Origin of the sequence: Mycobacterium sp. 48b, assembly GCF_048282725.1 — a bacterium.
Classification (GTDB): Bacteria; Actinomycetota; Actinomycetes; order Mycobacteriales; family Mycobacteriaceae; genus Mycobacterium.
The window spans coordinates 7402920-7416968 of the sequence record NZ_JBLVUL010000001.1; the positions used below are offsets into that span (position 1 = coordinate 7402920).

Genomic DNA, 14049 nt, shown 5'->3' on the forward strand with positions numbered 1-14049 from the left:
TTCCGTGACCGGAGTCCCCCAGCAAGGAGAACCCGCCGTGACCACGACATCCCCGCGCGCCGATCTGGCGATCATCGGTTCCGGTTCGGCGGCGTTCGCCGCCGCCATCGCCGCGGTCAACCTCGGCAAACGGGTGGTGATGGTCGAGCGCGCCGCGATCGGCGGCACCTGCGTGAACGTGGGCTGCGTGCCGTCGAAGGCGCTGCTGGCCGCCGCGGAGGCCCGGCACACCGCGGCGAATCACGCAGCAATCGTGTGACTCTCGCCTACCGACCCGGTACCCATGGATGAAACAGCCTGGACACCAGGGGTTTTCGGTGGATGCGAACGAGTATGCATGACCCCCTCTCCGGCTGGCCGCCGCGACACGCATCGGCGAACGTTCGTTTTGCGATGGACCTACCTGCGGCGATGTGGTAATGATTCATTAGATGATTCAATGATGCATCAGATGAGACGTCCTGGGAGGCTGAATTGCCCGTCGACAAGAGCGGTCGCGTGGTTCTGGTCGGGTCAGTTCCGCTGCTGCATCCGGAGGCCCAAACCGTCGAGGACATGCTCGACGGCTGGCGCAACCAGCAACTGTGCCGCAACCTCGACCACGAGACCATCAGCAAGCGCATCGCCCTGGTGCGCCGCTTCATCGACCACTGCAACGAGTACCCCTGGGCCTGGACACCGGCGATGGTTGAAGAGTTCTTCGCCGATCTGCGCGGCATCAAAGGCCGGGCGCAATCGACCGTGCGCGGCTACCAGAACGGCCTACGGTTGTTCTGCTCGTACATCGCTGATCCGGACTACGGCTGGGATCGGGTATGCGAGCAGCGCTTCGGCACTCACCCTGCGCAAGTGTTCTTCGAGTGGAACACCGCTGCCCACGTCCAAGACAACGAGCAGAATCCGCTCAAGCGGCCCTTCACCAAAAAGGAGCTGCAGGACTTCTTCGATCATGCCGACGAGCAAGTGTCCCTGATTGCCAATGCCCGTAAGAAGGGCTGGCTGCCGGCTTACCGCGACTCGGTGATGTTCAAGGTGGCCTACTCCTACGGGCTGCGCTTCAATGAACTGCGACACCTGCAGACCGTCGACTTCTCGCGCAATCCGCACGCCGCCGAATTCGGGCGCTATGGCGCGGTTCTGATCCGGTACGGCAAGGCCAAAAAAGGCTCACCGCCGAAGCGGCGCACCGTGTTCACGGTGTTCGACTGGACACCCGAAGTCATCGCCGACTGGCTCACCCACGGCCAACCGTATATCGACGACAGCATTGACCTGTTCCCCAGCGAGCGCGGCAGCCTGATCGCTGAGACCACCCTGCTGCGCCGCTTCCGGCGCTACTGCGACGAACTGGATCTGCCGGCCGGACTGGATCTGCATTCGTTTCGCCGCTCGCACATCACCCACCTCATAGAGGACGGCTGGGACGCCAAATTCGTCCAAGACCAGGCCGGCCACGATGTCGCCAGCACCACATCCCTCTACACCGGTGTATCCAGCGACTACCGCACCCGCACACTGCGCCGCATGCTCGATCAGACCGTCAAAGATGCGCTCTCCTTCGGGGAAGAATCATCATGAAACGCGAAGTCGACTACACCTGGCGCCTCGCCGAGCTCATGGCCGCGCATGGCATGCACAACAGCACTGACCTGATCCCCCGCCTGGCCGAACGTGGCATTCAGCTCTCCCGACCCCAGGTCTACCGTGTTGTCCACCAACGGCCCGAACGTGTTTCGCTGCAACTGATGGCCGCGCTATGCGACATCCTCGGCTGTGGCGTGGAGGACCTGGTGACCGTCACTGCCACCGACGTCCGACGCCGGAAGACCGCATCCGGGGCAGCCGCTACCCCGCCGCCGAACGTGGTCGAACTCAACAAGTCGGTCCGGCCACGGCGGGCGCGGGTCATCACCGATGGCCCCGATTAATCCCAAGCCACGATCCAGGCGCCGCGGACGCCCACCCGTCACCACCGGTCACTACGAATGCAGCCGCTGCCATCGCAAGGCCAACACACTGCGCGTCTACTGGCCCGGCGATCAGCTGTGCCACAGCTGCTTCTACACTGCGATGCGCACCCACGGCATCTGCCCCAACTGCGGGCACGACGGCGTCCTTCCCGGCCGCCTCAACCGCACCGACCCACGGCCGGTCTGCCTGACCTGCGCCGCCATCCCCGGCGATTACGCCTGCCGCACCTGCGGCCACGAAGGCGAAATCCACCGCCGCGGCGAATGCGCACGATGCGCTCTACGCGACGACCTGTGCAAAATCCTGCTGCACCATCCCGCCGACCCGGCCGCCATGGAAACCCTCCTCGAAGTGCTCTGCGGCGTCGACCGGCCCGAAAGCATCCTCACCTGGAAGCGCAACATCCAGGTACTGCAGCTCCTCGGCGGAATCACCTCCGGCGCAATACCCCTCACCCACGACGGCCTCGACACCGCCGGCCCGGGCCGACACATCGAACACCTACGCAGCATGCTGGTGCACCACCACCTCCTCCCACCACGCGACGAACACCTCGCACGATTCGAACGCTGGCTCGCCACCAAACTCGACGCCATCGACTCCCCGACAGTGCGAGGACCCGTGGAGCAGTTCGCCACCTGGCACCACCTGCGCCGCCTGCGCAGCGAGTCCAAGCCCGGCCAAGGAACCGACGGACCCAAACGCGCAGCACAACAAGAGATCACCGAAACCATCAAATTCCTGACCTGGCTCGAGCAGACCCACGACCGCACCGCTTCAACCTGCAGCCAGCAGGACGTCGATGAATACCTGGCCTCAGGTCCGACCACCCGCCATTCGATCCGGACGTTCTTCGTCTGGGCCAAACGCAGCAAGATCAACACCTCAATCACCATCGAGCACCGACAAGCCAGAACATCCCCGACCATCACCCAAGACCAGCGCCTCGCGTGGCTCAAAGAACTCCTCACCGGCGACTCCGAGAGTCTTCCCTACCGGATCGCTGGAATCCTGCTGCTGCTCTACGCGCAGCCGTTGACGAAGATCGCCGGCCTGCAGACCACCGCTGTCATCCGGGTAGGCGCCGAGACCCGTATCGCGCTGGGCAAAGAACCCACCCCGGTGCCCGAGCCGTTCGCCTCCCAGCTGCACCATCACCTCTACAACCGGCCCAATCAACGCACCACCGGCGGAGCCATCGCCACGCCCTGGCTGTTTCCCAGCAGCCGGGCTGGCCGTCACCTCGACCCGCAATCAATCATGCATCGGCTTCGATGGCTCGGCATCGAGTTGCTGGGCTCACGCAACAGAGCCCTTCGCGAACTCGTATCGCAAATACCGCCACCGGTCGTCGCCGAAATGCTCGGCTACAGCGACCAAGTCACCCAAAAACACGCCGCCGAAGCCGGCAACACCTGGGCGCAGTACGCATCCGCCACCGATCGGAAGCACACTCCGACAACACCACCTGGACGAACCATGACGACCGACTCTCCGCAGGTTTGCCCCACCGACGACAAAGACGAACCGGACACGGATACCTCCGAGCCCACGTTGTTCGACCTCGATCCCCCGGTTCGGCCCTACGACGTCCACATTGAGTCACTAGGAGCCGCGGCGGCCGCATTCGACGACGCCCGCGGCGCGGTCCAGGTGGCCACGAACGCCCTCGGTCAGGCGCGCGCGACAGCTAAAGCAGCCAAAACGCAGCTCACCGACGTAGTGCTCCAGGCGCATCTGGCCGGCGTATCTTGGGCGAAAATAGGTGAGGCCCTGGGTATCTCGCAGCAATCGGCCTATCAACGCTGGGCTCGACGTTTACGCGAGGACGATAACGCGACAATTCACGATGTCGAGGACGGCGATGAATCCGAAATCCCGATCTCCTAGCTGACACCGTAAACGACCTCAAGCCGCACCCAAGCCGCCGATACCCATCGATGACTCCACGAGCCTTCCACGACCCCATCTCTGAGCGCCGATCCAGCAGACAGACCGATCGCACCGAATACAGCGGAATCACCCCACCGAGGCGCGACTTGCATTGGTGTGAGACGTATTCCACCTAGCTGCCGTGTCTTCGAAGCGCTGATGACGCGGCAATGGCCGCTGCGACCGCGAAACCAGCGACAGCGGTAGCGAGCGTGAATTGCTCACCGAAGGCGCCGATGCACAAGCCGCCCAGGACCGCTCCCAAAGCGCCCATCGTCTGATTAATGGAGCGCCTCGTGGCGTTCACGCGCCCGAGCAGCCGGTCCGGTGTAAGCGTCTGCCAGTAGCCCATCTCGTTGGCATTCTCGATGCCGGCTGCGATCCCTTGGAATCCCAACGCAACGAAAATCACTGCATCGCCCAAACTGGATTCAGGGGCGCAGGCCACGAGCAGCCACGTGATCGGGTATGCGGTGCGCGCCAGAATGATCACCCGTCCCACCCCTATTCGGTCACCGGTCGACGGTGCCAACGAGGCCCCGATCAGACTCGCGACACCGAAGACCGTCAATAGCATTCCGAATGCGTAGGGGGTGAACCCCATGGAGCGCAGGGCCAGCAGGGAAAGCGCTGTCATCGCTGCCCCGTTGGCGAGGAACCATATGTGTGTCGACACTGCCAGCGGACCGAGAGTCCGGTGGCGGTAAGTCCATTTCAGGCCTTCGCCGATCTCGTGACGGAGGTGGCGCGAGCGTGGTTCTGGTTGGGGTTCGGGGGCATGGACGCTCGCAATCAGCACAGCCTCGACGAGGTAACTGATCGCGTCGACGACGATGGCCGCGGGAGCGCCCAAGAGGCCCACGAGTCCACCGCCCATCGCCGGGCCGAGGGTTTGGGCGGCAGCGTCGGCCTGATCGAGACGCGCGTTCGCCGCAACCAATTGTCCCGTCGGTACCAGTCGGGGAAGCAATGATTGCGTGGCGGCGAACCCGAATACCGAGAACGCCCCGAACGCCAGCAACGCGACGACCAGCATCCACATCTGCAGACTGCCGGCCAACCACAGAACTGGAACCAGCCCCAGGCTCAGAGCACGCCCCACGCTGGCCCACACCAGCACAGGTTTGCGGCGCCAGTGGTCGACATACACCCCGGCGACAAGTCCAAGGGCCGCGTACGGAACAAACTGTGCGGCGTTGACCACGCCAACCTCGAATGGGCTGGCACCGAGCAACTGGACGACCAAGACGGGCATCGCGACCGCAGAGATCGCCGACCCGATGGAACTGAGTGCCGCAGCCACCCAAAAACGAACAAAAGCCGAGCGAGTACCTTCACCCGCACTATCCCCCACGACACCACTGTCTCACGGCGAACAGGCAGCTCGAGACCAGTCTAAAATACCTTTCGATCGGTAGGACTCGATATCTGGTCGAGAGCCGACACTGCTAACACCTTGCCCGTTCTGTGGACAAGCCACTGGGCCCCGATCACCTCTGAAGGCAGCGGGGGGTGCGCGTGCTCGCAGTTCGTTTGGTTACCCGCGGAGTACTACTGGCGATTCGTGGTTGCTGTTTGCGATCAGGATCGTCGCTCGATCCTGAGGCTTGCATTCTCGGAAGTAGCGGCGCTGCGCTTCAACATAGCGCCGCATGGTGGGATGGTCCGGGTCTGGGTTACTTCCATCTCGCAAGGCCATCCTTCGTGCGGTTTCGATGAAGGGAACATCGAGGAACACGGATAGGTCCCAGCTAGTGGCAAGCTCGTTGCGGTGCAGGAAGATTCCGTCCACCACGAGCACTGTGCCCGGGGCGGCCAGCTGCGGCTCCGGCATGAGAATCGTGTCAGTGGTGACGTCATGGCAGGCGGTGCGGTATCGCCGAGATCCGCCGGGCCGAAACGGGACAAGGACATCGGTATAGAACTGGCGATAGTTGTAGGAGTCTGACCAGAACCCCTCAGGCGAACTACGGCCCAGCCGGTACCGAGAGTAATTGTCAATACCTGTGGATTGGTGTTTTTCAGGCGACCTCCGTTCCGGTCGGGGTGGCCGGGTTGTCGGCCGGTTCGGGTGGGGTGATGTCGACGGGTCGTTCGAGCAGTTTGCCTTTGTGGAACACCGCTCCGGCCCGGACCAGGGCGACCAGGTGCGGGGCGTTCACCGCCCGCCAGCGGGCTTGTGCGGCGTCAATGAGCTTGTAGGCCATGGCGATACCCGCCGCGCGGGAACCCGGCCCCTTGGTGACCTTGGTGCGCAACCGGACCGTGGCGAAGGTCGACTCGATCGGATTGGTGGTGCGCAGATGTACCCAGTGCTCGGCGGGATAGTGGTAGAACTCCAGCAGCACATCGAGGTCGTCAACGATCTTGGCCACGGCCTTGGGGAACTTGGCGCCGTAGTCCAGTTCGAAGGCTTTGACCGCGACCTGCGCGTGGTCGATGTCCTCGGCGCCCGCGATTTCCCGCATCGCCGCGATCGCCCCCGGATGCGCCGACTTCGGTAGTGCGGCAAGGACATTGGCCTGCTTGTGAAACCAGCACCGCTGCTCACGGGTATCGGGGAACACCTCACGGACCGCTTTCCAGAACCCCAGAGCACCGTCCCCGACCGCGAGCACCGGGGCGCGCATGCCACGGCGCCGGCAGTCCCGCAGCAGATCCGCCCACGAGTCCGCTGATTCGCGGTACCCGTCGGTCAGCGCGACCAGTTCCTTGCGGCCGTCGGCGCGCACCCCCAGCATCACCAGCAGGCACAGTTTGTCCTGCTCCAGGCGGACCTTGAGATGGATGCCGTCCACCCACAGGTACACATAATCGGTGCCCGACAGGTCCCGGCGGCCGAACGCGGCGGCCTCGTCCTGCCACTGCGCGGTCAGTCGGGTGATCGCCGGAGCCGAGAGCCCCGCCCCCGAGCCGAGGAACTGCTCCAACGCCGGACCGAAGTCGCTGCTGGACAGGCCATGCAGGTACAGCAACGGCAGCACCTCGGCCATCTGCGGGGACTTACGCGCCCACGCCGGCAGTATCTTCGACGAGAATCGTTGCCGCTCACCGGTTTCCGGATCGACCCGTTTGTCGTTGACCCGCGGCGCCTTCACCTCGATCGCCCCAGCGCCGGTGAGCACCTCCCGGACGTTGTGGTGGCCGTTGCGGACCACCAGCCGGTGCCCATTCTCGTCGACCTGATCGACGAACTGGTCGACATAGGCGGCGACCTCGGCCTGCAAAGCGGCGGCCAGCATCTGCCGGGCACCGTCGCGGACAATCTCATCCAACAACGACCGACCGGCACCGCTGCGGGTGTCGTTGGCCTGCGCGACATCGTGAACTACGGTGAGCACGGGCGTGCCTTCCCAACCAGCGCGCCAACGCCGGTCTTGATCAGAAACGAACTGGACTTGTGATCATCCCCGGGAAGGCGCGCCCACATTCACGCCGCCCTACCAAGGCTCATCCACAGGTTCTGATCATTGCTCCGGTACCGAACCTCGCGGGTGTTGTGAAAGTCGTCGAGTGATACTCGGACGACTGGTCGTTGTCGGTCTCGTAGAAGTTCGGCTAGTGCGTCCGCGAAATGGGTCTTGCCGGCACCGTCGGGCCCGTCGATCGCGATCCTCGGGCAACGCTGACCGTCGAAGACAGGAATCCGCGCCGCGACGAAGTCCAACGCATCCACTCGACCGAAAGCAGCGCTCATCACCGGCGGTCCTGCGTATCACCGGCCAGAAGCGCATGCACGTGCATGTCGTGCCAGCCGTCAGCGTGCAACGCAGCACTCCGCCGGATGCCCTCCACGCGAAACCCGGCCTTCTCCGCAACCCGACAAGAGGCGAGGTTGGCGACCGAATGCTCCAACCCAATCCGCTGGAAACCGACTTCACGGAATGCCCACTGACACAAAGTAGTAAGGGCTTGAGAACAGAGTCCTCGTCCACGCCACGCTGGCGCCATCCAGTACGCCGCTTCAGCTGAACCATCGTGCAAATCCACGCATTTGAGCGAAATACGGCCGGTCAATGAATCGCTGGTGCGGTCAACCAGCGCCCAATTCAACTGAGCCTCTGCAGTCCACCCGTCACGCCACTCGCTAATCCACTGGCGCGCTTCGTCCTCAGAATCGGCGCGCCGCACATGCCAGCGTTGGATCTCGGGGTCATTGAAGGCGTCCACGACCGCGCGAGCGTCAGACAGTCGCCACGGTCGGAGCAACGCAATAGAGCCCACCGACAACGACGGATGAGGAGACAGCGGATATCGCCGGCGGGATCAAAGTCGGCACACATGGCATCATCGCGCAAAATCCGAACCTAGACCAACGAGAACGCGGCATCCACGCGTAGGCCCTTCATCGCAAATCTTTGATCATAGCGATGCCGAGGGGTCCATTGCCTTGGCCCACCACGCGAAATCCCTTGCGCTCGTACAGATGTTTGGCCGGATTGCGAACATGGACATTAGTGCACATTGCTTCTGCATGTGGCGAAAGCTCGGCGAACAGTGCATCCAGAAGCAAGCCGCCGATGCCGGCTCCCCGCGAGCCTGGTGCGACAGCGATGCAGAGTTCCGGCAATGGCGACCCGGCCGCATCAGTGCGCAATGGCGGATTGCTATGGTACGTCCACACCGGAGCAATGATCAGAACCTGTGGATGAGCCTTGGTAGGGCGGCGTGAATGTGGGCGCGCCTTCCCGGGGATGATCACAAGTCCAGTTCGTTTCTGATCAAGACCGGCGTTGGCGCGCTGGTTGGGAAGGCACGCCCGTGCTCACCGTAGTTCACGATGTCGCGCAGGCCAACGACACCCGCAGCGGTGCCGGTCGGTCGTTGTTGGATGAGATTGTCCGCGACGGTGCCCGGCAGATGCTGGCCGCCGCTTTGCAGGCCGAGGTCGCCGCCTATGTCGACCAGTTCGTCGATCAGGTCGACGAGAATGGGCACCGGCTGGTGGTCCGCAACGGCCACCACAACGTCCGGGAGGTGCTCACCGGCGCTGGGGCGATCGAGGTGAAGGCGCCGCGGGTCAACGACAAACGGGTCGATCCGGAAACCGGTGAGCGGCAACGATTCTCGTCGAAGATACTGCCGGCGTGGGCGCGTAAGTCCCCGCAGATGGCCGAGGTGCTGCCGTTGCTGTACCTGCATGGCCTGTCCAGCAGCGACTTCGGTCCGGCGTTGGAGCAGTTCCTCGGCTCGGGGGCGGGGCTCTCGGCTCCGGCGATCACCCGACTGACCGCGCAGTGGCAGGACGAGGCCGCCGCGTTCGGCCGCCGGGACCTGTCGGGCACCGATTATGTGTACCTGTGGGTGGACGGCATCCATCTCAAGGTCCGCCTGGAGCAGGACAAACTGTGCCTGCTGGTGATGCTGGGGGTGCGCGCCGACGGCCGCAAGGAACTGGTCGCGCTGACCGACGGGTACCGCGAATCAGCGGACTCGTGGGCGGATCTGCTGCGGGACTGCCGGCGCCGTGGCATGCGCGCCCCGGTGCTCGCGGTCGGGGACGGTGCTCTGGGGTTCTGGAAAGCGGTCCGTGAGGTGTTCCCCGATACCCGTGAGCAGCGGTGCTGGTTTCACAAGCAGGCCAATGTCCTTGCCGCACTACCGAAGTCGGCGCATCCGGGGGCGATCGCGGCGATGCGGGAAATCGCGGGCGCCGAGGACATCGACCACGCGCAGGTCGCGGTCAAAGCCTTCGAACTGGACTACGGCGCCAAGTTCCCCAAGGCCGTGGCCAAGATCGTTGACGACCTCGATGTGCTGCTGGAGTTCTACCACTATCCCGCCGAGCACTGGGTACATCTGCGCACCACCAATCCGATCGAGTCGACCTTCGCCACGGTCCGGTTGCGCACCAAGGTCACCAAGGGGCCGGGTTCCCGCGCGGCGGGTATCGCCATGGCCTACAAGCTCATTGACGCCGCACAAGCCCGCTGGCGGGCGGTGAACGCCCCGCACCTGGTCGCCCTGGTCCGGGCCGGAGCGGTGTTCCACAAAGGCAAACTGCTCGAACGACCCGTCGACATCACCCCACCCGAACCGGCCGACAACCCGGCCACCCCGACCGGAACGGAGGTCGCCTGAAAAACACCAATCCACAGGTATTGACAATTACTCTCCACACCGCACCGATAGCGATCGCGCTGTGATCCTCGGCAAGGATCGGCACGATGCCAACAGGTGGGAGCAATTCGAGCACTTCGCCGTCACCGGGGTCAGGAAGTGGCCAGTCTTCGATAATGCAGGCATGGCGGGCCATCTCGACGACGAAAGCGTGATCGTCAGCGGTCGCCGAGCGGAGTCGCACTCTGGACTGTGCCATCGGCAGATTGTGGCAGAAGTTCCCTGCTGCACGCATATCGATTTTTGACGAGATGGGATGTACGGGCGCGGCGCGAAACAGTCGCCAGCAAACATTCCGTGGACGGTTAACCAAGAGCCCAAAGGGCTTGCCAAGTGTGAGTCCATCACAGCTGCTGCCAGCCGCCCATCCCGAAACTGCCGACCCTATCGATATCAACAATCACCGGATTACGGCTGAATCGAATACTGAGGGTTACCAGTAACAGTTGGCATATGTGCACACCGACACTTGACGTAGGCATACTGTCGCAGAATACTTGGCGGTATGGCAATCCCCCGCCTCGTCGAGTTGATCGACAGGTATCGGGCCGCCCACGGCGTTAGCGAATCCGAGGTGGCCCGCCGGATTGGCATGTCTCGTGAGAATCTGCGCAAGTGGCGGATTAACGGCGTCAGCCGCCTCCCGGACCGCGAGAATCTGGCGGCCGTCGCCCGCGTGATCGGCAAGCCCTATCGCGAGGTCGTTTCTGCGGCTCTCTTCGACACCGGGTACCTCACCGACGACCAGGCGTCCACACCGCGGCCTCACGATGAGGTCCTCCACGACGCGATCAGCGTGCTTACCGAGGCAACCCGGCTGACCAATCAACCGATGCGACAAGGGCCGTCAGGCCAATGGGAGATCGATCCCGATCCACGCGCCGCGCTGCGCATCGACTGGGCCGCCTTCGTAACGCTGGCCCTGGCGGGCGCGGCGGCCAACGTTGGGAGTATCGAGGAAGCTTTGGCAGGCCGGCCAGGCTCGTGGGAGGCCGAAATGGTGCGGCGCACACTCCAAGCCACGGTCTTTGACGACAAAGACTTACTGCGCCATCGCACCGAGCCGGTCGTGGTCGATCTCTGGGTGGAAAGCATTCTTGCCCAGATCGACGACGGCAGCGACGACGCCTATGCCGACGCACAACTCGAACTCGATGCCCGCGCCGACGCCATTCCTGAGCCCGCCGACCTGCCGCCGGGCCCCTTCTCCCCCAACGACCCTCGCATCGCAGCCGCGGACTGGGTGGACGTGGACGACAACGGCTACCTGGTCATCACCCACGATGGCTGGACCGGCGATGCTGACGACGTGGCTCTGCTCTCCGAGCTCTCAGCGGAGGCCGAGGCCTCCCGCGATCCAACCCCCGGCGGGATCGCCTATGAGCAGGCCATGCAGTCGATCGCTGCCTTGGTCGACGCGCTCAATGAGCAGCAGAAACGCGAATACACCGAGTACGCGGCCCGGCTCACCGAGGCCATCCACGCGCAGCTCGCGGCCCTAGATGTTCTTCACGGGTAGGTTGTGAACGCGTAGGCGCTCGATTGGTGTCATTCCGCCGATGCCGGTGTGGGGTCGGTGGTGATTGTAGTGATGCAGCCAGTGCTGGTAGGTTCCGGCGCGTTCGGCCTCAGAGCGGTAGGTCTGCGCATAGGCCCATTCGGTGGTCAGGGTGCGGTTGAATCGCTCGACTTTGCCGTTGGTCTGTGGCCGGTAGGGCCGGGTCCTCTTGTGGGTGATGTCGGGGCCGAGCGCTTCAGCGAAATTCTTTGACCGGTAACAGGATCCATTGTCGGTCAACACTCGTTTGACGGTGATGCCGTGGTCGGCGAAGAACGCGTTGGCGCGTTTCCAGAATCCCGCGGCGGTTTCTTTGCGTTCGTCGGTGAGGTCCTCGGAGTAGGCCAGCCGGGAGTGGTCATCAACGGCGTGGTGCAAGAACGTGTATCCCATGCCGCAGCGGTTGCGCCGGCCGGCTTGGCAACCCAGCTTGCGATGGCCGCCCCCGTCGGGGATGCGGCCCAGTTTCTTGACGTCGACATGGACCAAGTCGCCGGGAGCCGGGTGCTCATAGCGGCGGGGTTTGGGCCGGCGTACCGGTAACCCGGTGTTTTGGTCCAGGTGCCGCAGCAATGGCATCCGGTAGCGGCGCAGCACCGCCTCAACGGTCGAGCGTGGCAGGTGCAGGTAAGCGGCGATGCGATGTGGGCCCCAGCGCCGGGTGAAGCGCAGGTTGACGATGCGCCGCTCACGTCGTTTCGGCAACCGCAACGGACTGCGATGCGGCCGGCTGGGCCGGTCTACCATCGCTGCTTCGCCACCGTCGCGATAACGGTCGGCCCATTTCTTGGCTGTGGCCACCGAACATTGGAACCGCTCAGCCGCGCGCCGCAAACTCCAGCCCTGATCAACAACCGCCTGCGCAAGCCGCAACCGCCCACGAGGAGTCAACGAAGCATTAGCGTGGACCATGAGGACCTCTCGGTAATCGGATGTGCGTGTTTGGTAACCACACCGATACCGGAGGTCCTCACCTACTTCCGCTCACCACGCCGTTCACAACCTGTCTGGGAGTTACACCTAGATCCTCAGAGCAGAGTGGACCAGTAACTCCAGAACCGCACCAGGCACAACAGGATCACCGCGGTGAACCACAGCGCCACGATCGACCAGCGCCAGGTGTGCAGCCCGCGCAGCACGGCGTTGCCGCGCTGCGGCTGCACCGCGATCGTCGTCACCACGACCAGCAGCGGGATGGTCATCGACCACACCACCATGCAGTACAGGCACAGCGCGCCGATGGTGAACACGCTCTGGTAGATCAGCCAGTGCACGAACACCGTGCCCAGCAGCGTGCCGACCGCCAGCCCGGCCCAGTACCAGCGGGGCAGCTGAACCCGGGCCACCGCGAGCACCCCGGTCACCAGCACGACGGTGAACGACACGATGCCGATCAGCGAGTTCGGGAAACCGAACACGGCGGCCTGCGGGGTGACCATCACCGAACCGCAGGACAGCACCGGGTTGAGGCTGCACGTCGGCACGTAGGCCGGGTTCTTGAGCAGCTCGACCTTCTCGATGGTCAGCGCCAGCGCCGACGAGAGGCCCACCACGCCGGCGATCAGGACCCACAGCGCGCTCAGCCTCCCGACGTGCACCCCACCGTGCTCGGGGCTGTCCGGCTCGGCCGGGGACACCTCCCCTGGCGCGCTCACGCTCATGGAGCGGGAGCGGGAGCGGGCGCCGGGGTCGTCGGATCCGGATTCGGCGGCGGCGCACCGGCGTCGAGCACGGGCAGGTCACCGACGATGCTCCTGATCTCGTCGATCAGCGCGTCGGGGGTCGTCGGCTTGTAGTCCTTGCCGTTGATGCGGATGGTCGGGGTGGCCTTGACCTCGGTCGCCTTGGCCATGCCCTTGACCATGTCGTCGTAGCGGCCCTTCTCGATGCAGTTCGGGACGTCGCCGACGACGCCGGCCTGGCGCGCCACCTCGGTCAGCCGGGCCTCGTCCGGGAACGGGCCGACGCCCTCGGGCGGCTGCTGGGCGTACAGCGCGGCGTGGAAGCGGCGGAACGCCTCGGTGTCGGCTTCGGCCACGCAGTAGGCGGCGTTCGCGGCGCGGGTCGAGTACCCCTGGCCGGCCCGGTCCAGGATCGAGACCATGTAGTAGTCGGCCGCCACGGCGCCGCTGTCGATCAGCCGGTTGATCGTCGGGCCGAAGGCCTTCTCGAAGTTGCCGCACGCCGGGCACAGGAAGTCCTCGTAGAGCGACAGCACGGCCTTGGGCTCGCCGTCGTCACCGGTGATGACGTCGCTGGACGCCACCCGGATCGGCTTGGCCTCACCCTCGCCGGGCTTGTCCTCCTTGGTCATGACGATGTAGAGCACCAGCGCGACGGCGAAGATCACGACGATCGCGGTCAACCCGATCTGTACGGCCAGATTGCGTTTCTTGTCGGCCGCCTTCAGGTCGTACTTCGGGGTCTTCTTCGGTTTCGAGGCCACGGGGACAAGCGTACCGGCGGCG

At 64.3% G+C, this 14049-nt stretch carries 13 protein-coding genes and 2 pseudogenes; 7 read left to right on the forward strand and 8 right to left on the reverse strand.

Annotated features, from left to right (window positions below):
• Positions 1 to 37: 37 nt before the first annotated feature.
• The 4 genes and pseudogenes from ACNQR1_RS36160 to ACNQR1_RS36175 form a co-directional block, all read left to right on the forward strand.
• Positions 38 to 241: pseudogene (locus tag ACNQR1_RS36160) on the forward strand (FAD-dependent oxidoreductase); the annotation flags it as partial.
• Between the two features lie 233 nt (positions 242 to 474).
• Positions 475 to 1578, forward strand: coding sequence for a tyrosine-type recombinase/integrase (locus tag ACNQR1_RS36165; RefSeq protein ID WP_232004317.1), 1104 nt, complete (start codon positions 475 to 477; stop codon positions 1576 to 1578).
• Complete coding sequence (locus tag ACNQR1_RS36170) at positions 1575 to 1928, forward strand: helix-turn-helix domain-containing protein (protein ID WP_043988411.1); 354 nt, start codon at positions 1575 to 1577, stop codon at positions 1926 to 1928. Before ACNQR1_RS36165 ends, ACNQR1_RS36170 begins: the two co-directional genes overlap by 4 nt.
• A gap of 142 nt (positions 1929 to 2070) precedes the next feature.
• Positions 2071 to 3405 (forward strand): annotated as a pseudogene (locus tag ACNQR1_RS36175) (hypothetical protein); the annotation flags it as partial.
• A 631-nt stretch (positions 3406 to 4036) separates the two neighbouring features.
• Here the strand turns inward: ACNQR1_RS36175 and ACNQR1_RS36180 are convergent.
• The 5 genes from ACNQR1_RS36180 to ACNQR1_RS36200 all read right to left on the reverse strand — a co-directional run bounded on the left by ACNQR1_RS36180 (position 4037) and on the right by ACNQR1_RS36200 (position 8500).
• Positions 4037 to 5257 carry an MFS transporter gene (locus ACNQR1_RS36180; protein ID WP_043988410.1) on the reverse strand — a complete coding sequence of 407 codons (1221 nt, stop codon included), beginning with the start codon at positions 5255 to 5257 and terminating at the stop codon, positions 4037 to 4039.
• Between the two features lie 667 nt (positions 5258 to 5924).
• On the reverse strand, positions 5925 to 7244 hold the full coding sequence (locus tag ACNQR1_RS36185; protein WP_016894482.1) for an IS256 family transposase: 1320 nt from the start codon (positions 7242 to 7244) through the stop codon (positions 5925 to 5927).
• An 89-nt stretch (positions 7245 to 7333) separates the two neighbouring features.
• Entirely contained in the window at positions 7334 to 7600 is a 267-nt protein-coding gene (locus ACNQR1_RS36190; protein ID WP_418050212.1) for a hypothetical protein, read from the reverse strand.
• On the reverse strand, positions 7600 to 8127 hold the full coding sequence (locus tag ACNQR1_RS36195; RefSeq protein ID WP_225330065.1) for a GNAT family N-acetyltransferase: 528 nt from the start codon (positions 8125 to 8127) through the stop codon (positions 7600 to 7602). The genes ACNQR1_RS36190 and ACNQR1_RS36195 overlap by 1 nt, the downstream gene beginning before the upstream one ends.
• A 121-nt stretch (positions 8128 to 8248) precedes the next feature.
• Positions 8249 to 8500: a GNAT family N-acetyltransferase gene (locus ACNQR1_RS36200; protein ID WP_418050213.1), complete on the reverse strand. Its 252-nt coding sequence runs from the start codon at positions 8498 to 8500 to the stop codon at positions 8249 to 8251.
• A gap of 164 nt (positions 8501 to 8664) precedes the next feature.
• On the opposite strand from ACNQR1_RS36200, the gene ACNQR1_RS36205 reads away from it, so the two are divergent.
• The 3 genes from ACNQR1_RS36205 (at position 8665) to ACNQR1_RS36215 (ending at position 11542) form a co-directional block, all read left to right on the forward strand.
• Positions 8665 to 9984, forward strand: a complete 1320-nt coding sequence (locus tag ACNQR1_RS36205) for an IS256 family transposase (protein WP_016894482.1) — start codon at positions 8665 to 8667, stop codon at positions 9982 to 9984.
• 61 nt (positions 9985 to 10045) lie between these two features.
• The gene (locus ACNQR1_RS36210; protein ID WP_418050214.1) at positions 10046 to 10270 is read left to right on the forward strand and encodes a hypothetical protein; all 225 of its coding nucleotides are present in this window, start codon (positions 10046 to 10048) and stop codon (positions 10268 to 10270) included.
• A 258-nt stretch (positions 10271 to 10528) separates the two neighbouring features.
• On the forward strand, positions 10529 to 11542 hold the full coding sequence (locus ACNQR1_RS36215) for a helix-turn-helix domain-containing protein (RefSeq protein WP_302286065.1): 1014 nt from the start codon (positions 10529 to 10531) through the stop codon (positions 11540 to 11542).
• On the opposite strand, the gene ACNQR1_RS36220 is transcribed toward ACNQR1_RS36215, so the two are convergent.
• The 3 genes from ACNQR1_RS36220 to ACNQR1_RS36230 all read right to left on the reverse strand — a co-directional run bounded on the left by ACNQR1_RS36220 (position 11522) and on the right by ACNQR1_RS36230 (position 14027).
• Positions 11522 to 12493 carry an IS481 family transposase gene (locus tag ACNQR1_RS36220; RefSeq protein WP_418050215.1) on the reverse strand — a complete coding sequence of 324 codons (972 nt, stop codon included), beginning with the start codon at positions 12491 to 12493 and terminating at the stop codon, positions 11522 to 11524. The genes ACNQR1_RS36215 and ACNQR1_RS36220 overlap by 21 nt on opposite strands.
• Positions 12494 to 12609: 116 nt before the next feature.
• Entirely contained in the window at positions 12610 to 13242 is a 633-nt protein-coding gene (locus ACNQR1_RS36225; protein WP_003889255.1) for a vitamin K epoxide reductase family protein, read from the reverse strand.
• The gene (locus tag ACNQR1_RS36230) at positions 13239 to 14027 is read right to left on the reverse strand and encodes a DsbA family protein (RefSeq protein WP_047041144.1); all 789 of its coding nucleotides are present in this window, start codon (positions 14025 to 14027) and stop codon (positions 13239 to 13241) included. The genes ACNQR1_RS36225 and ACNQR1_RS36230 overlap by 4 nt, the downstream gene beginning before the upstream one ends.
• Positions 14028 to 14049: the final 22 nt, after the last annotated feature.

Bases quoted from the DNA above. Each gene is read 5' to 3' on its own strand.
- ACNQR1_RS36225 (WP_003889255.1), bottom strand. From the start codon at position 13,242: ATGAGCGTGAGCGCGCCAGGGGAGGTGTCCCCGGCCGAGCCGGACAGC.
- ACNQR1_RS36170 (WP_043988411.1), top strand. From the start codon at position 1,575: ATGAAACGCGAAGTCGACTACACCTGGCGCCTCGCCGAGCTCATGGCC.
- ACNQR1_RS36215 (WP_302286065.1), top strand. From the start codon at position 10,529: ATGGCAATCCCCCGCCTCGTCGAGTTGATCGACAGGTATCGGGCCGCC.
- ACNQR1_RS36220 (WP_418050215.1), bottom strand. From the start codon at position 12,493: ATGGTCCACGCTAATGCTTCGTTGACTCCTCGTGGGCGGTTGCGGCTT.
- ACNQR1_RS36190 (WP_418050212.1), bottom strand. From the start codon at position 7,600: ATGAGCGCTGCTTTCGGTCGAGTGGATGCGTTGGACTTCGTCGCGGCG.